The organism is Roseateles sp., assembly GCF_039595595.1.
Taxonomy (GTDB): Bacteria; Pseudomonadota; Gammaproteobacteria; order Burkholderiales; family Burkholderiaceae_C; genus Roseateles.
This window is the reverse complement of sequence record NZ_JBCNLG010000003.1, coordinates 170,098-187,956: the sequence shown is the minus strand read 5'-3', so window position 1 is coordinate 187,956 and position 17,859 is coordinate 170,098. Positions and strand designations below refer to the sequence as shown.

General features: G+C 69.1%; 14 protein-coding genes. 12 read left to right on the top strand and 2 right to left on the bottom strand.

The window, feature by feature from the left end; all coding sequences use genetic code 11:
• Positions 1 to 97 precede the first annotated feature (97 nt).
• The 4 genes from ABDW61_RS05980 (at position 98) to ABDW61_RS05965 (ending at position 4,644) form a co-directional block, all read left to right on the top strand.
• Positions 98 to 718 (top strand): GNAT family N-acetyltransferase, encoded by a 621-nt coding sequence (locus ABDW61_RS05980; protein ID WP_343637209.1) that lies wholly within the window; start codon positions 98 to 100, stop codon positions 716 to 718.
• Positions 719 to 835: 117 nt separating this feature from the next.
• Positions 836 to 1,339, top strand: coding sequence for a hypothetical protein (locus ABDW61_RS05975; RefSeq protein WP_343637207.1), 504 nt, complete (start codon positions 836 to 838; stop codon positions 1,337 to 1,339).
• Between the two features lie 2 nt (positions 1,340 to 1,341).
• Positions 1,342 to 2,112 carry a DUF1828 domain-containing protein gene (locus ABDW61_RS05970; protein WP_343637205.1) on the top strand — a complete coding sequence of 257 codons (771 nt, stop codon included), beginning with the start codon at positions 1,342 to 1,344 and terminating at the stop codon, positions 2,110 to 2,112.
• A gap of 138 nt (positions 2,113 to 2,250) precedes the next feature.
• Complete coding sequence (locus ABDW61_RS05965) at positions 2,251 to 4,644, top strand: TonB-dependent receptor (RefSeq protein ID WP_343637203.1); 2,394 nt, start codon at positions 2,251 to 2,253, stop codon at positions 4,642 to 4,644.
• A gap of 61 nt (positions 4,645 to 4,705) precedes the next feature.
• Here the strand turns inward: ABDW61_RS05965 and ABDW61_RS05960 are convergent, their stop codons facing one another.
• Positions 4,706 to 5,449: a response regulator transcription factor gene (locus tag ABDW61_RS05960; protein ID WP_343637201.1), complete on the bottom strand. Its 744-nt coding sequence runs from the start codon at positions 5,447 to 5,449 to the stop codon at positions 4,706 to 4,708.
• Positions 5,450 to 5,568: 119 nt separating this feature from the next.
• Positions 5,569 to 6,546, bottom strand: a complete 978-nt coding sequence (locus ABDW61_RS05955) for an NADPH:quinone oxidoreductase family protein (protein ID WP_343637199.1) — start codon at positions 6,544 to 6,546, stop codon at positions 5,569 to 5,571.
• A 95-nt stretch (positions 6,547 to 6,641) separates the two neighbouring features.
• Between ABDW61_RS05955 and surE the strand changes: the two genes are divergently transcribed.
• The 8 genes from surE to ABDW61_RS05915 all read left to right on the top strand — a co-directional run bounded on the left by surE (position 6,642) and on the right by ABDW61_RS05915 (position 17,756).
• A complete protein-coding gene (gene surE, locus ABDW61_RS05950) occupies positions 6,642 to 7,397 on the top strand; it encodes a 5'/3'-nucleotidase SurE (RefSeq protein WP_343637197.1) in 756 nt (251 codons plus the stop codon).
• Positions 7,394 to 8,236 (top strand): protein-L-isoaspartate(D-aspartate) O-methyltransferase, encoded by an 843-nt coding sequence (locus ABDW61_RS05945; RefSeq protein ID WP_343637195.1) that lies wholly within the window; start codon positions 7,394 to 7,396, stop codon positions 8,234 to 8,236. The genes surE and ABDW61_RS05945 overlap by 4 nt, the downstream gene beginning before the upstream one ends.
• Positions 8,237 to 8,291: 55 nt before the next feature.
• A complete protein-coding gene (locus ABDW61_RS05940; protein WP_343637192.1) occupies positions 8,292 to 9,176 on the top strand; it encodes a peptidoglycan DD-metalloendopeptidase family protein in 885 nt (294 codons plus the stop codon).
• 23 nt (positions 9,177 to 9,199) lie between these two features.
• Positions 9,200 to 10,327 (top strand): RNA polymerase sigma factor RpoS, encoded by a 1,128-nt coding sequence (gene rpoS / locus ABDW61_RS05935; RefSeq protein WP_343637190.1) that lies wholly within the window; start codon positions 9,200 to 9,202, stop codon positions 10,325 to 10,327.
• Positions 10,328 to 10,394: 67 nt separating this feature from the next.
• Positions 10,395 to 11,852: a 23S rRNA (uracil(1939)-C(5))-methyltransferase RlmD gene (gene rlmD, locus ABDW61_RS05930; RefSeq protein WP_343637188.1), complete on the top strand. Its 1,458-nt coding sequence runs from the start codon at positions 10,395 to 10,397 to the stop codon at positions 11,850 to 11,852.
• 93 nt (positions 11,853 to 11,945) lie between these two features.
• Positions 11,946 to 13,055: a chorismate synthase gene (gene aroC, locus ABDW61_RS05925; RefSeq protein ID WP_343637186.1), complete on the top strand. Its 1,110-nt coding sequence runs from the start codon at positions 11,946 to 11,948 to the stop codon at positions 13,053 to 13,055.
• Between the two features lie 237 nt (positions 13,056 to 13,292).
• Positions 13,293 to 14,477 carry an efflux RND transporter periplasmic adaptor subunit gene (locus tag ABDW61_RS05920; protein ID WP_343637184.1) on the top strand — a complete coding sequence of 395 codons (1,185 nt, stop codon included), beginning with the start codon at positions 13,293 to 13,295 and terminating at the stop codon, positions 14,475 to 14,477.
• A gap of 15 nt (positions 14,478 to 14,492) precedes the next feature.
• On the top strand, positions 14,493 to 17,756 hold the full coding sequence (locus tag ABDW61_RS05915; protein WP_343637182.1) for an efflux RND transporter permease subunit: 3,264 nt from the start codon (positions 14,493 to 14,495) through the stop codon (positions 17,754 to 17,756).
• Positions 17,757 to 17,859: the final 103 nt, after the last annotated feature.

Below are 17,859 nucleotides of genomic sequence, written 5' to 3'. Positions count from 1 at the left end.
GCCGAGGGAGGGGAGGGGGCCGGAGGCGGCGGGCGTGATTGTGCACCTGCATTCGCGAGGCGTCGTTGGTCATGTGGGGCGGGACTACAGTGGCGGGATGTCTACCTCTTCCCTCATGACGGGCCGCCGCGCGGGCTCGCCGCTCAAGCAGATGCGCACGGACCGGCTGTGGATGCGGGCCTCGACGCCTGCGCTGGCCGAGGCCGCGATCGACTATCAGGCGCGCAACGTTGAGCACTTCGCACGCTGGGATCCGACGCGGCCCGCGGACCACTGGGAGCTCGAGGTGACGCGAGCGCGGCTCGCTCGCGAGGAGGCCGCCTTCGACGCGGGCACGACCTGGCGCTTCTGGCTCTCGCTGCACGACGCGCCGGAGCGCGTGATCGGCCAATGCGCGCTGTCGGAGGTGGTGCGCGGCGTGTTCCAGAGCGCGATGCTGGGTTACAGCCTCGATCACGCCTGCGTTGGCGGCGGGCTGATGCAGGAGGCGCTGCGGCGGCTGCTCGACGAGGGGTTCGGGCCGGCGGTGTCGCTGCACCGGGTGCAGGCGTCGGTGCGGCCGGACAACCAGCGCAGCCGCCGGGTGCTGGAGCGGCTCGGCTTCCAGCGCGAGGGCTTCAGCCCGCGCTACCTGTTCATCGACGGCGCCTGGCGCGACCATGAGACCTTCGCTTTGATCAATCCGCAATGGGGGGAGACGCAGCGGCCGGCGGTGTGAGCGGCGGACCGGCCGGCGCGCCGCGAAGCGTTGCGTTCATGCCAACTCGTTTGAAATCGACCTGCTGGAGCGTGCCTAGACTGACCGTCGGTTTCAGGTGAAGCAAGGGCGGGGTCAATGAAGCAATGGATGACAGACGAGTCGATCAAGTCGCTGATCGAGATGCCGAAGGCCGTGCGCAATCCCAGGGTGCGGTGGACGGAGCAGAAGAAGTCGAGGCGACGCACCTTTGACGTCGAGAGCGTGGACGGCCGGCACCGGTTCCGCGTCTATCAGCGTCAGAACCTGGTGGATCCGAGCGCCTTCTCATGCGGATTGAGCGTGCTCGACGGTGATGGTGAGGATCTGACGCTTGTGCGGTGCAATGGGCCTGATCACCTTCACGGAAATCCGCTGGAAGGGGCCCGCCTCGACTATCGATGCCACGTGCACTTCGCCACCGAGCGATACATCGCCGAAGGAATGAAACCGGAACACTTTGCCGAGCATTGCGAGGCTTATGGCGATCTCGTCGGCGCGACGCGGCATCTCGCTGGCTTGTGCGCCATTGCCAATCTGCCGCTGGACCTGGATGGCGCAAGCATTGAGCCTGCGGAAGAGCTACTCGAAAGGGGGCGCTGAACATGAGTCGAACGAATCTTCAGCAGCAGCTGTGCGCGATGCTCTGTCGCGAAGTGCAAGTCGTCGAGCGATTGGGGCAGCTCATGGTGTCGCTGCCGTTTGAAGGGCGTGACGGCGATCACCCCGTCATCCACCTCTCGCAGGAGGGGGAAGGCTGGCGATTGAGCGATCTCGCCAAGACCTTGATGCGGCTCAGCTACGAAAACGATCTCACCAAACTTCTCAGCGGGGCGCGCGGCAAGCTCTATGAACAGGTTCTGCGAGAGTGCGGCGTTTCGGATCAGGACGGGGAACTGGTCGTCAAAGCCGGCGCGGACGAACTCGTGCAGGGCTTGTTCCGGTTGGGGCGTTGCATCTGCCGTCTTGAGGATCTTGGGCTCTGGAGCCGTGGACGAGTCGAATCCACGTTCTATGACGATCTCGACTCTGTCCTTCGTGATGTCGTCGGTGGTGATCGATTGATCAGGGACTATGTGGACCCGGACGTTCCCGCGAGCGAGAACTATCCGATCGATTTCTACGTTCAAGGGGCTCGCGCACCGCTCTACCTGTTCGGAGTCAAGGGGGCGGACAAGGCGCGGTTGACCGCCATCACGCTTCAGCACCTGAAGACCTACGCGGGCAGCTTCGACTCCCTGGTGGTCGTCAATGATCTCGGGGATGTGTCGAAGGCCGACATCGAGCGATTGGCGAAGGTGGCGAACGACATGGTGTTCGGGCTCGACGACAAGCGCGCGATCCGCGACAAGATCGATCACAGGCTTCGGGCTTGAGCGCTGCACGTCGGTCTTCGCTCTTTACCTGTCGACTACGCCCTCCTCATGAGCATCTGCGCCGAGCTTCTTTGCCTGGGCATGCCGGCTCACGCAGGCTATGGGATTCTTCCGATCGATGAATCTTCGAAAGCCCCCATGTCCCTTCGCTCGTCAATTGCTCCCCGGTACCGCCCCCAGATCCCGTTGAGCGCCGTCGCGCTCGCCGCCATCGCCAGCCTCGCGCCGTCGGTGCACGCTCAAAGCCCATCGCCTTCGGCGGTGGCATCGGCGGATCAGCTCCAGCAGGTCGTCGTCACCGGCACGCGCCGCATCAACCGCACGATCGCCGAGTCCGAGTCGCCCGTCGACGTCCTCAGCGCCGCCGACCTGCAGCGCACCGGTACCACCGAGCTCGCCACGGCGCTCGCACAGCTGCTGCCCTCGCTGAACTTCCCGCGTCCGTCGCTGACCGATGCCTCCGATGCCGTGCGGCCCGCGCAGTTGCGCGGCCTCTCGCCGGACCAGACGCTGGTGCTGATCGACGGCAAGCGCCGCCACACCACCGCGGTCGTCAACATCAACGGCACGCAGGGCCGCGGCTCCGCGCCCGTCGACCTGAACACCATCCCTTTCGCGGCCATCGAGCGCGTCGAGGTGCTGCGCGATGGCGCCGCCGCGCAGTACGGCTCCGATGCGATCGCGGGCGTGATCAACATCGTGCTGAAGAAGGGCGCGCGCGGCGGCAGTGCCGGCATCGAGGCCGGCCAGACCGACGCCGGCGACGGCTTCCGCCACACCGAGTCCGCCAGCGCCGGTCTGGCGCTGGGCGCGGACGGCTGGCTGCGCATCGCGCTCGAGAACCGCCATCAGCAGCGCACCAATCGCGCCGGCCTTGACACCCGCGAGGCCGCCACGGAACCGCGCTTCGGCCAGATCAACAACCGGCTCGGCGATCCGGACAGCCATCAGCAATCCGCCGTGCTCAACGCGGAACTGCCGCTCGCCGGCAGCCTGCAGGCCTACGCCGTCGCCACGCTCAGCCATCGCGACACGGTCACCGCGGCGTTCTGGCGCACCCGTGCCACCGCGGTCGCTAACAACGTCGCCGGGCTCTATCCCGAGGGCTTCCTCCCGCTGCAGCAGAGCACCAGCGTTGACCTCGGTCTGATCGCCGGCCTGCGCGGTGAATGGGCCGGGTGGTCCTGGGATGCCAGCGTCAACCATGGCCGCAACCGCTTCGACATCGATGTCGCCAACACGGCCAACTATTCGCTCGGCAACGCCAGTCCCACACGTTTCGATGCCGGCCGGCTCAGCAATCAGCAGACGGTGTTGAACCTCGATGTCTCGCGGGAGGTCGACCTTGGCCTCATCGCGCCGTGGACGCTGGCGCTCGGCGCCGAGGCGCGCCGCGAGCGCTACGAGATCGATGCCGGCGAACCCGCCTCCTATCAGTCCGGCGGCGCCTCCGGCTTCCCGGGCTTCCAGCCGGGCAACGCCGGCGCGCATTCGCGCCATGACGTCGCCGCCTACGCGAGCCTCGAAGGCCGCGTCACGCAGGCCTTCAGCGCCTCCGCCGCGCTGCGGGCCGAGCACTACAACGACTTCGGCTCGGCCACCTCCGCCAAGCTCTCCGGCCGCTATGCCTGGTCACCCGCGGTCGCGCTGCGCGGCACGGTGTCGACGGGCTTCCGCGCGCCCTCGCTGGCGCAGCAGTACTTCGCCACCACCTCGACCAACCTGATCAATGGCGCGCTCGTCGAGGCAGGGACCTTCCCGGTCGAATCAGCCGCGGCCGCGGCGCTCGGCGCGCGCCCGCACAAGGCCGAGAAGTCCCGCAACCTGAGCCTGGGCCTGCTCCTGCAGCCGCTGCCGCAATGGCAGACGACCGTCGACGTCTATCAGATCGACATCGACAACCGGATCCTGCTTTCCGCCAACCTCTCGCTGCCGGCGGCGCTGCGGAGCCAGCTCGCGGCCCAGGGCGTGCTGGTCAGCGCCGGCCGCTACTTCACGAACGCGCTGGACACGCGCACGCGCGGCGTGGACCTGGTGAGCACCTGGCAGCAGGACTGGGGCGCCGCGGGCCGCGGGCAGTACACCGTCGCGTTCAACCACAACAGGAACTCGATCCGCCATGTCGACGACAACCCCGCGCTGTTGACGGCCAATGGCCTGGAGCTGATCGACCGCGTGACGCTGGCGCGGGCCACCGTCGGCTCGCCGAAGGACAAGCTGGTGCTCAGCGCCGAGCACCGCTGGGGCCCGTGGATCGGACGCGCGGCCGCGAGCCGCTATGGGAGCTTCATCGTCCGCCAGTCCAACGCGGCGAACGATCAGACTTTCGCGCCGGCCTGGCTGCTGGATCTGTCGGCGGGTTGGGAGCAGGGCGCCTGGCAGGTCAGCGCCGGTGTGGACAACCTCACCAACCGCTATCCGGACCGCGTGATCACGGCCAATGCCATCGGCGGCATCCTGACCTACAGCCAGTTCTCGCCTTTCGGCTTCAACGGGCGGCAGTACTTCGCCAAGCTCGGTTATCGGTGGTGATGGGAAGGGGACGGGCCGGCCGCAAGGATCCGGCCTCAAGGCCGGGGCCGGGGCCCAGGCCTCAGACCAGGCCCTGCTTGCTGGCCAGCACGGCTGCCTCGGCGCGGCTGGACACGTTCAGCTTCTTGTAGATCGACTTGATGTGGTCGTTCACGGTGAACCACTTGATCCCCATCAGGTTCGCGATCTCCTTGATCGTGAAGCCCTTGCTGAGGTAGGTCAGCACCTCGTTCTCGCGCGGCGTCAGGCGCTCCCATTCGGGCAGCGGGTCCAGCGTCACGCCGCGCGCGCTGGCCGTCGCCGTCGAGGTCAGGCTGCCGAAGCCGGAGTTCAGCCCCATCGGCCCCGAGTCCCCCGTCGATCCCGGCCGGAAGTGCGACAGCAGCCGCCGCGCGATCGCCGGCGACAGCGGCGGCTGGCCGCGCACGATGCGCTGCAGCTCCTCGACCAGCACCTCGAAGCGGTCCTCCTTCAGCAGATAGCCGTCGGCGCCGCGCTGCAGCGCCGGGAACAGGTGGTCGTCGTCCGAGTACAGCGTGGTGACGATCTTCACCGCCGGCCGGCCGGCCAGCTCGCCCAGGAACTCCATGCCGTTGCCGTCGGGCAGCTCCAGGTCGATCAGGATCAGCTTGTAGCCGTTGCCCGGGCCGCTTTCGGCCTCGACCTTGGCGAGTTGGCGGCGCGCGCCTTCCAGGTCGCCGGCCTCGGTGATCTCCATGCCGTCGCTGAAGCTCTCACGCACCACGCGGCACAGGAAGCTGCGGGCGACGGGGTTGTCTTCGACGATGAGAACTTTGACGGCCATGGTGTGGAGAGCAAAAGCTGTCCGCATCCTAGCAGCGGCCCCCCGGCTTGCATGCCCCGTAAAGCGGGGTGTCGGCCAGAGGCCGGCCGTCCCCCCGGGCCGTCCCCTTCGGCCGTCCCTCAGCCGTTCACCACCACCAGCTTCCCCACCACCTGCCGCGAGGCCATCCGCGCGAACGCCCGTGGCAGCGCCTCCATCGGCAGCACCTGGTCGATGACCGGGCGGATCTTGCCGGCCGCGTACCACTGGGCGAGCGTCTGCATCATCGCGGCGTTGCGCTTGGGTTCGCGCTTCGCGAACTCTCCCCAGAAGACACCGACCAGCGACGCCCCCTTCAGCAAGGCCAGGTTCAGCGGCAGCGCCGGAATCGCGCCCTGCGCGAAGCCCACCACCAGGTAGCGCCCGCGCCAGGCGATCGAGCGGAAGGCCGCCTCGGCCAGGTCGCCGCCCACCGGGTCGTAGATGACGTCGGGACCCTTGCCCTCGGTCAGCGTCTTGAGCTCGTCGCGCAGCGAGGCGGTGGCGTAGTTGATCGTCGCGTCGGCGCCGATCTCGCGGCAGCGGGCGCATTTCTCGTCCGACGAGGCCGCCGCGATCACCCGCGCCCCGGCCGCCTTGGCGATCTGAATCGCCGCCGTGCCCACACCGCCGGCCGCGCCCAGGATCAGCACCGTTTCGCCGGGCTGCAGCGCGGCGCGGTCCATCAGCGCGTGGTGGCTGGTCGCGTAGGTGCAGATGAAGGCGGCCGCGTCCTCGAACGGAAAGCCCGCCGGCAGCGGTATCGCCAGCGCGGCGGGCACCAGGGCCTCGGTGCCGAAGCCGCCGGTGCCGGTGAAGGCCGCCACCGCGTCGCCGGGCTTGAAACCGCTCACGCCGTCGCCCACCGCCTCGACCACGCCCGCGAACTCCGTCCCCGGCACGAAGGGCAGCGGCGGCTTCATCTGGTACTTGTTCTGGATGATCAGCAGGTCGGGGAAGTTCAGGCTCGCCGCCTTGATCGCCACCTTCAGCTGGCCCGGACCGGGCGGCGGCGACGGCAGCTCCTTCCATTGCAGCGCCTCGACGCCGATGGGGTTCTCGCACAGCCAGGCCTTCATGTCGTCTCCTTGATGCTGGAAGCCGGGGCGCATGATAGGCAGCCCGCGCAGCGGCTCGCGTCGCCCGGGTGACGGCCTGCCTACAATGCCGCCCCATGCGCATCCTCATCGCCAATGACGACGGCTACCTGGCCCCGGGCCTCGCCGCCCTGGTCCGCGCGTGCGAAGGGCTCGGCACGGTCGAAGTGATCGCCCCCGAGCAGAACGCCAGCGGCACGTCCAACTCGCTCACGCTGCACCGGCCGCTGTCGGTCTACACCGCCTCGAACGGCTTCCGCTACGTCAACGGCACGCCGTCCGACTGCGTCCACCTGGCGCTGACCGGCCTGCTCGACTACAAGCCCGACCTGGTGCTCTCGGGCATCAACAACGGCGCCAACATGGGGGACGACACGCTCTATTCGGGCACCGTCGCCGCCGCCACCGAAGGCTACCTGTTCGGCATTCCGTCGATCGCCTTCTCGCAGGTCGAGAAGGGCTGGGGCCATCTGGACGCCGCCGCCGCCGTGGCGCGCGCACTGATCCAGGACGTGATCGCCGCGGGCCTGGGCCAGCCCTTCCTGCTGAGCGTCAACATCCCGAATCGCGCCGACGCCGCCTCGCTGCCGCGCCGCGTCACCCGCCTGGGCCGCCGCCACGCCAGCGAGGCGACCATCCAGCAGCGCAGCCCGCGCGGCGACATGATCTATTGGATCGGCCCGGCCGGCGCCGAACGCGAGGCCGGCGAGGGCACCGACTTCCACGCGACCGCCAATGGCGCGGTCTCGGTCACCCCGCTGCAGGTCGACCTGACCGAGCACGCCACGCTCGGCCTGTGGGCCCAGCGGCTGCAGAACGACGGACGTCCATGACCTCGCTGCCGCCGCGGCCCAAGCGCTTCCCGCTGTCGCTGGACAAGCTCGGGACGGCGCGCGCTGGCGCGCCCAGTGCCGCGGCCGCCGAGGCGCGCGAGCCGCTCAAGCCGCAGGGCCACTGGCAGCAGGCCGCGGCGATCAAGGCGCGCCAGACCACGCCGATCGGACTCGGCCTGGACTCGGCCGGCGTGCGCCAGCGCATGGTCCAGCGGCTGCGCCGCGACGGGCTGGGCGATGAGCGCGTGCTGCAGGCGCTGGCCACCGTGCCGCGCCATGAGTTCGTCGACTCCGCGCTCGCCACGCAGGCCTACGAGGACACCAGCCTGCCCATCGGCCATGGCCAGACCATCTCCAAGCCGTCGGTGGTCGGCCGCATGTTGGCGCTGATGCTGGCCGCGCCCGGCGCGCAGCAGCGCGGCCATCTGGGCAAGGTGCTCGAGATCGGCACCGGCTGCGGCTACCAGGCGGCGCTGCTGATGCAACTCTCGAAACAGGTGGTGTCGGTCGAGCGCCTGAAGCCGCTGCACGACAAGGCGCGCGCCAATCTGGCCGGTCATCACCAGGTCCGGCTGGTCTACGGCGACGGGATGCTCGGCCACCGGCCATCCGCCCCGTACGACAGCATCATCTCCGCCGCCGGCGGCGACGACATCCCCCAGGCCTGGCTGGACCAGCTCGCGCCGGGCGGACGGCTGGTCGCGCCGATGACGGCGCCCAGCGGCCGGGGGCAAGTCCTGGTCCTCATCGACCATGTCCGCGACGCCGCGGGCTCGCGCTTCCTGCGCAGCCTGCATGAAGCGGTCCTGTTCGTGCCCCTAAAATCAGGGGTCCTGTAGCGCGGTTGCCTCACGGCGCCGCGCTTCGGCTTTCCCAAACGACACACACGCGCGCATGCAACAACTCTTCCGTCTTCCGCTGCTTGGAGCCACCGTGGTGCTGATGGCGCTTGCGGGCTGCCAGAACACGCCGCACCGCGCGCCGGTGGAGGACCGCACCGTCGGCAAGGGCTCGACCGCGCAATCCTCCATCCCCGGCACCGCCGTCACGCCGGCGCCTGAATCCAAGCCGCTCCCCGGCGCCGAGAACGCCGGCAAACCCGGCTACTACACGGTCAAGCCGGGCGACACGCTGATCCGCATCGCGATGGACAACGGTCAGGGCTGGAAGGACGTGGCCCGCTGGAACGGCATGGACAACCCCAACCTGATCGAGGTGGGTCAGGTCTTGCGCGTGGTGCCCCCCGGCATCGACCCCACCGCGGTGACGACCAAGCCGCTGACGACCTCCAAGGTCGAGACCCGTCCGCTGGACGGCAAGTCCCCGGCTCCGGCGACGGCCACCGCTTCCGCCTCGGCCCCCGCCAGCGGCGCGGCAGCGACGCCGCCGCCGGTGGCGACCAAGGACGACGACGACATCAGCTGGGGCTGGCCCTCGTCCGGCCCTGTGGCATCGGGCTTCGACGAGGTCCGCAACAAGGGTCTGTCGTTCTCCGGCAAGGCCGGCGATCCGGTCTTCGCGGCCGCCGATGGCCGCGTGATGTACGCGGGAGCGGGGTTGCGCGGATACGGCAACATGATCATCATCAAGCACAGCACGAACTATCTGACCGCGTACGCGCATAACCAGACGTTGCTGGTGAAGGAAGACCAGGTGGTGCGCAAGGGTCAGAAGATCGCCGAGATGGGTAGCAGCGACGCCGACGCGGTGAGACTGCACTTCGAGGTGCGCAAGCAGGGCAAGCCGATCGATCCTTCCAGGCTGCTGCCCGCGCGCTGAGGCGCTCAAGGAGGCGCCGCGACATGAACCTGCAACGCGCCTCTTCTTCCGACGGACACCTGCCCGATGGCCTGGATCACCCTGGCCACCCGGGCCGTTTCCAGCTCCCTCGCGAACTCGCGGCCGACGCCGCCGCGGAGCCGGCCGATGAGCGCGAGCTCGCGCCCTCCGACGGCCAGATCACGCCTGGCGCCACCGATGGCGACGAGGACGACGACGTCCGCGCGCTACGCGACGCCGAAGCCGGAGAATCCGCCCGCACCAAGGCGCGCAAAGGGGATCTCGGCCCCGCCGACGGCGATGCGACGAACGCGCTGCAGGCCTACCTGCGCGACATCCGCCGCACCCCGCTGCTGACCCCTCAGGAGGAGTTCGCCACCGCCGTCAAGGCGCGTGCTGGCGACTTCGAGGCGCGTCAGGCCATGATCGAGCACAACCTGCGCCTGGTGGTCAGCATCGCGAAGAACTATCTTGGCCGCGGCCTGCCGATGAGCGACCTCATCGAGGAAGGCAACCTCGGCCTGATGCACGCGATCGGCAAGTTCGAGCCCGAACGGGGCTTTCGCTTCTCGACCTACGCGAGCTGGTGGATCCGTCAGGCGGTGGAGCGCGCGCTGATGCATCAGGCGCGGCTGGTGCGTCTGCCGGTCCACATCGTGCGTGAATTGAATCAGGTGCTGAAGGCGCGGCGCGCGCTGGAGGCGGCTGCGGCGCAGCGCGGCGGCGAAGGCGTGGTGCGCGCCGAGGATGTGGCCCAGGCGCTGGGGCGGCCGGTCGATGAAGTCGCCGAACTGCTCGCCTATGCGGAGCTGCCCAGTTCGCTGGATTCGCCGGTCGACCGCAATGGCGACGGCGGCGAATCGATGCTGGACCTGGTCGCCGACGAACAGGCCATCGACCCCGTCGGCCATCGGCTCAGCCACGAGCTCGAGGACCTGCTCAAGAACGGACTGGCCTCGCTCAGCGATCGCGAGCGCGAGGTGCTCGCCGGCCGCTACGGCCTGGCCGACCGCGAGCCCGAAACGCTGGACATCCTGGCGGTGCGGCTGGGCCTCACGCGCGAGCGCATCCGGCAGATCCAGATCGAGGCGTTGGCCAAGCTCAAGCGCAACATGATGCGGCAGGGCATCAGCCGCGATTCCATCTTCTGAACCGCATCTTCTGAATCGCATCTGCTGAATCCAGCCCCCGCGGGCCGCGCTGGGATAATGCGCGCCCATGACTGACGTATCGGAATGGCTGAAGGTCGAATCGCTGGACCTTGAAGCGCAGGGCGTGGCCCACAACAGCGAAGGCAAGGTGGTGTTCATCGAGGGCGCCTTGCCCGGCGAGGAAGTCCAGGTGGCCGTCGGCCGCAAGAAGAACAACTGGGAGCAGGCGGCGCTGGTCGCGATGCGCCGCGAGAGCTCCCAGCGCGTGCGCCCCGTCTGCCCGCATTTCGGCCTGCACCCGGGCGCCTGCGGCGGCTGCAAGATGCAGCACCTGCATCCGGCCGCGCAGGTCGCCGTCAAGCAGCGCGTCCTCGAGGACAACCTCTGGCACCTGGGCAAGGTCAAGGCCGAGGCGCTGCTGCGCCCGATCGAGGGCCCGGCCACCGGCTACCGTTACCGCGCCCGCCTGTCGGTGCGCTATGTGCCGAAGAAGGGCCATGTGCTGGTCGGCTTCCATGAGCGCAAGAGCCGCTACATCGCCGACATGCAGGTCTGCAAGGTGCTGCCGGAGGTGGTCAGCGCGATGCTGATGCCGCTGCGCGACCTGATCGGCTCGATGGACGCGCGCGACCGGCTGCCGCAGATCGAGCTGGCCATCGGCGACACCGACGGCACGCAGGTCATCGCGCTGGTGCTGCGCCATCTGGAGCCGCTGAGCGCCGGCGACATCGCCAAGCTGCGCGCCTTCGCGGCCGAGCGCGGCGTGCAATGGTGGCTGCAGCCCAAGGGGCCGGAGACGGTGCACCTGCTCGATGAGGGCGGCCCGGAGCTCGCCTACACGCTGCCGGAGTTCGGCGTGCTGATGCCGTTCAAGCCGACCGACTTCACCCAGGTCAACCACCACATCAACACGGTGCTGGTCGGCCGCGCGCTGCGCCTGCTGGACGTGCGGGCCGGCGAGCGCGTCATCGACTGGTTCTGCGGCCTGGGCAACTTCACGCTGCCGCTGGCGACGCAGGCGCGTGAGGTGCTGGGCATCGAAGGCAGCGAGGCGCTGGTGCAGCGCTCGCGCGAGAACGCCAGGCGCAACGGGCTCGATCACAAGGCGAGCTTCGTCGCGCGCAACCTGTTCGAGATGACGCCGCAGCTGCTGGCCGCCGACGGCCAGGCCGACCGCTGGCTGATCGATCCGCCGCGCGAAGGCGCGTTCGCGCTCGTCAAGGCGCTGGCGGAGCTGGTCAAGGATCCGTCGCTGGCGCCGGGCTGGGCGCCGCCGGAGCGCATCGTCTACGTGTCCTGCGCCCCGTCGACGCTGGCGCGCGACGCGGGCCTGCTGGTCCACGTGGCCGGCTATCGCTGCACGAAGGCAGGCGCGGTCAACATGTTCCCGCACACGGCCCATGTGGAAAGCATCGCCGTCTTCGAGCGCGACCCCGCCGCGCAGGAGCGCATCGCGCGCGAGGCCGCGGCCGGCGGCGATGCCTCGCCGGACCCGAGCGCTGAGTTCATCGCTCAAGGAGCCTGAAGCGCCGCGGCCGGGCGCATCGCGGGTCGTCCGCCGGGAACGCGCTCGTAGAATCGGCGGCTTCGGTTTCTCCCGCCCAGGCAGGTTCTCCAGATGTCCGGCAGCACTTTCGGCAGCTTGTTTCGCGTCACCAACTTCGGCGAGAGCCACGGTCCGGCCATCGGCTGCGTGATCGACGGCTGCCCGCCGGGGCTGGCGCTGTCGGTGGAGGACATCCAGCCCGAGCTCGATCGCCGCCGTCCGGGCACCTCGCGCCACGTGACGCAGCGCCAGGAGCCGGACCAGGTCGAGATCCTGTCCGGCGTCTACGAAGGCCTGACCACCGGCACGCCGATCTGCCTGCTGATCCGCAACGTGGACCAGCGCAGCAAGGATTACGGGAACATCCTCGACACCTTCCGCCCCGGCCACGCCGATTACACCTACTGGCGCAAGTACGGCCTGCGCGATCCGCGCGGCGGCGGCCGGTCCTCGGCCCGGCTGACGGCGCCGATGGTCGCGGCGGGCGCGGTGGCCCGCAAGTGGCTGAAGCAGACATTGGGCGTGGGCTTTCGCGGCTGCATGACCGCGCTCGGCGAGATCGACATCGCCTTCGAGGGCTGGGAGCACGTCGGCCAGAACCCGTTCTTCGCCGCCAATGCGTCGCAGATCGACGCGCTGGAGGCCTACATGGACGCGCTGCGCAAGGACGGGGACTCGGTGGGCGCCAGGCTGATGGTCGAGGCCACCGGCATGCCGGCCGGCCTGGGCCAGCCGCTGTTTGACAAGCTCGACGCCGACATCGCCTACGCGATGATGGGCATCAACGCGGTCAAGGGCGTCGAGATCGGCGCCGGCTTCGAGAGCGTGCGCCAGCGCGGCAGCCAGCACGGCGACGCGCTGACGCCCGAGGGCTTCGCCAGCAACAACGCCGGCGGCGTGCTGGGCGGCATCTCCAGCGGCCAGGACCTGCGGGTGTCCATCGCGATCAAGCCGACCAGCTCGATCCGCACGCCGAGGCCCTCGATCAATCGCGCGGGCGAGCCGACCGTCGTCGAGACCTTCGGCCGCCACGATCCTTGCGTCGGCATCCGTGCCACGCCGATCGCCGAGGCGATGCTGGCGCTGGTCGTCATCGACCACGTGCTGATGGATCGCGCGCAATGCGCGGACGTCGAGCTGCCGATCGCCGCGATCGCCGCCCAGCGGCCCGAGGCCGGCTGAGCGCTTCCAGCGCCCGGGCGCTATCACGCCTGGCAGGCTGAGAGCCTTTCCACAATGGCTCATTCCAGTGGCTTTGCCATCCGTTCCCCACCTTGATTTGCATTTCGTCCTTTATTTGAAGGATTTCAGTCCCGGAGAAAAGCAGGCCATGACGCGCAAACTGCAATTCGTCGCAGGTCGCTGACAGGTCAAATTCGGGATTCCTACACTCCGCCGCATTCAAGGATCATCGAACCGGTGATCCCGTCTCGACGGATGGGGGAGAACATGCGCAAGCAGTGGTGGTTGGGTGGTGTGGCGGTGGCCGTGCTGGCCGGCGGAGCCGGCGTGTACGCCACGAGCGGGGGCCATGCGCCCGCGCCGAAGAAGGACGCCGGCAAGCCGGCCCTGGAATTCCAGGCCAGCGAGGTCGTCAAGCCGGTGCTGGCCGCGATGCCGGGGGTGATCGAGTTCTCCGGCCCGCTGGTCGCGCCCAATACGGTGATCGTCCGCGCCAAGGCGTCGGGCAGCCTGGACCGCCTCGCCGTCGCCGAGGGCAACCGCGTGCAGGCCGGCCAGGTGCTCGGCCAGCTGGATCTGGAAGAACTCCGCCACAAGGTCGCCGAGCGCAGCGCCAGCGTCGAATCCGCGCGCGCGCTGTATGAGCAGTCCGAGCGCCAGTTCAAGGCCAACCAGGGCCTGGCCTCGCAGAACTTCATCGCGCCCACGGCGCTCGACAACTCCCGCGCGCAGCTCGAATCGGCCCGCGCGCAGATGCTGTCGGCGCAGGCGCAGCTCGGCACCAGCGAGGTCCTGCTGCGCCAGGCGGCGCTGATTTCGCCGATCAACGGCATCGTGGCCAAGCGCCACACGCTGCCCGGCGAGAAGGTCGCCGCGGAGCAGCAGGTGCTGACCATCGTCGACCTGTCCAAGCTGGAGCTGGCCGGCCTGGTCGGCACGCACGAGGTGGGCAAGCTCTCGCCCGGCATGTCGGTGCAGGTGAAGGTGGAGGGCGTCGACGAGCCGGTGACGGCGCGCATCGCGCGCATCGCGCCGGCGGCCGAGCCGGGCACCCGCTCGATCGGCGTGACGCTGGCGCTGGACAACCCGGGCGAGCGCTTCCGCGCCGGCCAGTACGCGGTCGCCCGCGTCGAATTGGCCGACGACAAGCAGCGCCTGACCGTGCCAGCGACGGCCATCGGCAGCGTGTCGGGCCAGGAACATGTCTGGCTGATCGACAAGGGCGCGCTGGTGCGCCGCATCGTCACCACCGGCCGGCGTGACGCGCGGGAAGGGCGGGTCGAGATCCTGGCCGGCGTGACGCCGCAGTCGCAGGTGCTGGGGGCGCGCTTCGACAACCTGAAGGAGGGCGAGCGCGCCGAGATCCGCGCGCCCAAAGCCAGCGTGGCCAGCGCGGCCGCCAGCGGCGCCGCCGCTCAATAACCGGGGAGCCGCACCATGTGGATGACCCGCGTCTCGATCCGCAACCCCGTCTTCGCCACCATGGTCATGGTCGCGCTGTGCGTGCTGGGGCTGGTCGCGTATTCCAAGCTGGGCGTCGAGCAATCGCCCGACATCACTTTCCCCGGGGCGCAGATCGACATCCAGTACCCGGGCGCCTCTCCGGAGGCGGTCGAGCGCGAAGTGGCCAAGCCGCTGGAGGAGGCGCTCAATACCATCGCCGGCGTCGAGCGCGTGCAGTCGCGCAGCTTCGAGGGCCGGGTGCAGACCTCGGTCGAGTTCTCGCTGAACGCCGACATGAACCGCGGCATGCAGGAGATCCGCGATCGCGTCGCGATGGCGCAGGCGCAGTTCCCGCGCGACGTGAAGCCGCCGATGGTGCAGCGCTTCCAGGGCGAGAACGCGCAGCCCATCATCGTGGCCGCGCTGATGAGCCCCAACCGCACGCTGCGCGAGCTGTCGATGCTGGCCGACCTGACCGTGTCCAAGCGGCTGGGCCGCGTCGAGGGCGTGGCCAAGGTGGACGTGGGCGGCATGGCGGTGCGCGAGGTCCGCATCGACCTCGATCCCACCCGGCTGCGCGCCTACAACATCACCCCGGCGGAGATCTCCAAGGCGCTGAACGCGGCCAACACCGACGCGCCGGTGGGCCTGATCTCCAACCACTACGACGACGCGATGCTGCGCGTCGAGGGCAAGGTCAAGGATCCGAAGCAGTTCGCCAATGTCGTGGTGGCGCGCCGCGGCGACCTGGCGCTGACGCTGGGCGACCTGGGCACGCTGAGCGAGCGCGAGCGCGAGCTCGACTCCATCGCGCGCATCAACGGCCAGCCGGCGGTGAGCTTCAACATCTTCAAGCAGCAGGACGCCAACATCGTGGCCACCGGCGAGGCCGTCAAGGCCGCCGTCGAGGAGCTGCGCAAGACGCTGCCCAAGGACATGGAGCTGCGCCTGGTCTACGTCAACAGCGACTTCGTGAAGCACTCGCTGGACGGCCTGCGCCACACGCTGATCGAGGGCGCGCTGCTGACGGTGGCGATCGTGTTCCTGTTCCTGCACAGCTGGCGCTCGACCATCATCACCGGGCTGACGCTGCCGATCTCGGTGATCTCCAGCTTCATCGCGATCTACGCCTTCGGCTTCACGCTGAACTTCATGACGATGATGGCGCTGAGCCTGTGCATCGGGCTGCTGATCGACGACGCCATCGTCGTGCGCGAGAACATCGTGCGCCACGTCGGCATGGGCAAGGACCATCACCAGGCGGCCGAGGACGGCACCAACGAGATCGGGCTGGCCGTGATGGCCACGACCTTCGCGATCTGCGCGGTGTTCGTGCCGGTGGCGTTCATGGGCGGCATCGTCGGCAAGTTCTTCTATCCGTTCGGCATCACCGTCGCGGTGGCGGTGCTGGTGTCGCTGTTCGTCAGCTTCACGCTGGATCCGATGCTGTCGTCGGTGTGGCCGGACCCGCCCAGCGCCTACGTGAAGAAGGTGCCGGTGATCGGCCACCTGATCCGCGCCACCGACGCCGCGATGGATGTGCTGCACGCCGTCTATGAGAAGACGCTGCGCTGGGTGTTCTCGCCGCGCCGCTACCGGCTGTGGGTGCTGCCGTCCTTCGGACGTCCGTTCGGCGCCGATGGCGAGCGCGACAAGACCGCGCCGCGCCGGCTGCGCTCGGCCACGATCACGCCGCGCGGCATCGTGACGCTGTCGGGCATCGGCAGCTTCGTGCTGGCGATCCTGCTGGTGCCGGCCGTGGGCAGCGAGTTCCAGCCCCAGGTCGACCAGGGCTTCACCCATCTGACGCTGCGCATGCCGGTGGCGACCAGCCTGGACCGGGGCGACGCCAAGGTGCGCCAGGTCGAGGAGATCCTGGCCAAGTTCCCCGAGATCAAGACCGTGTCGACCGTCGTCGGCAGCAGCGGGGAAGGGTTGGCCACCGGCCGCAACCAGGCCAACCTGGACATCGCGCTGGTGGACCGCAAGGAGCGCAAGCGCAGCCAGACCCAGGTCGAGGACGCGATCCGCGCCGAGATCGCGCGCATCCCCGGCGTCGAGGTCAGCGTCGGCTTCAACCGGCCGGTGTGGGTGACGATCCTGGGCTCGGACCCCGAAGTGCTGACGCAGGTGGCCAAGGACTTCGCCGAGAAGGTCAAGAAGATCAAGGGCGCGGTGGACGTGGACACCACCGTCAAGCCGGGCCTGCCGGCCTTCGCGGTGAAGCTGCGCGACTCCGCGGTGCGCGAGCTGGGCTTGAACGCGGTGCAGGTGGCCTCGTCGCTGCGCGCCTACGTCAACGGCGACATCGCGACCTACTGGACCACGCCGGACGGCAACCAGGTCGAGGTGCTGCTGCGCCTGCCCAAGGCGCAGCGCCAGAGCATCGAGCAGATGCGCAGCCTGCCGGTGGCGTTCGCCAAGGACGGCTCGCCGATCGCGCTGGAGCAGGTGGCCGCCATCGAGCCGGTGTTCAACCCCGAGGTGATCCGCCGCCAGAATCTGCAGCGCCGCGAGGCGGTGTACGCCGGCGTGCAGGGCCGCCCGGGCGGCGACGTCAACGCCGACGTGCAGAAGCTGATCAAGGAGACGCAGCTGCCACCGGGCATCAGCTTCATGGTCGACGGCGACGGCAAGCAGCAGGCGGAGGCCTTCAACGGGCTGCTGATCGCGATGGGGCTGGCGCTGATCTTCATCTACATCGTGCTGGCCAGCCAGTTCGGCAGCTTCGTGCAGCCGGTGGCGATCATGGCCTCGCTGCCGCTGGCGCTGATCGGGGTGATGCTGGCGCTGCTGCTGTGGAAGACGACGCTGAACGTGTTCTCGATGATCGGCCTGGTGATGCTGATGGGCCTGGTGACGAAGAACGCGATCCTGCTGGTGGACTTCGCCAACCATGCGCGCAAGGACCAGCACCTGTCAGTGCCCGAGGCGCTGCTGCAGGCGGGCCTGATCCGGATGCGGCCCATCATCATGACGACCGCGGCGATGGTGTTCGGCATGCTGCCGATGGCCATCGCGCTGAACGAGGGCGGCGAGATGCAGGCCCCGATGGGCCGGGCGATCATCGGCGGCGTGATCACGTCGACGATCCTGACGCTGGTGGTGGTGCCGGTGATCTATTCCTACCTCGTGAAGGGCCGCAAGACCTTCACGGCGCAAGAGCCAGGCGCGGCGCCGTCCGCACCGGCCGCGGCCGCCGAAAGCGGCGTGGCGATGGGCACCCCGGGCACGCCCACGCCGGGGATCGCCGATTGAACTGACTCATCGGCACTAGCTCAGCGAGGCCGGTCGACGACATCGATTGACCTGTGTAGACGATGGCGTGGAGGCGGAGCGGCGACGGACAGTCGCCGTTCCG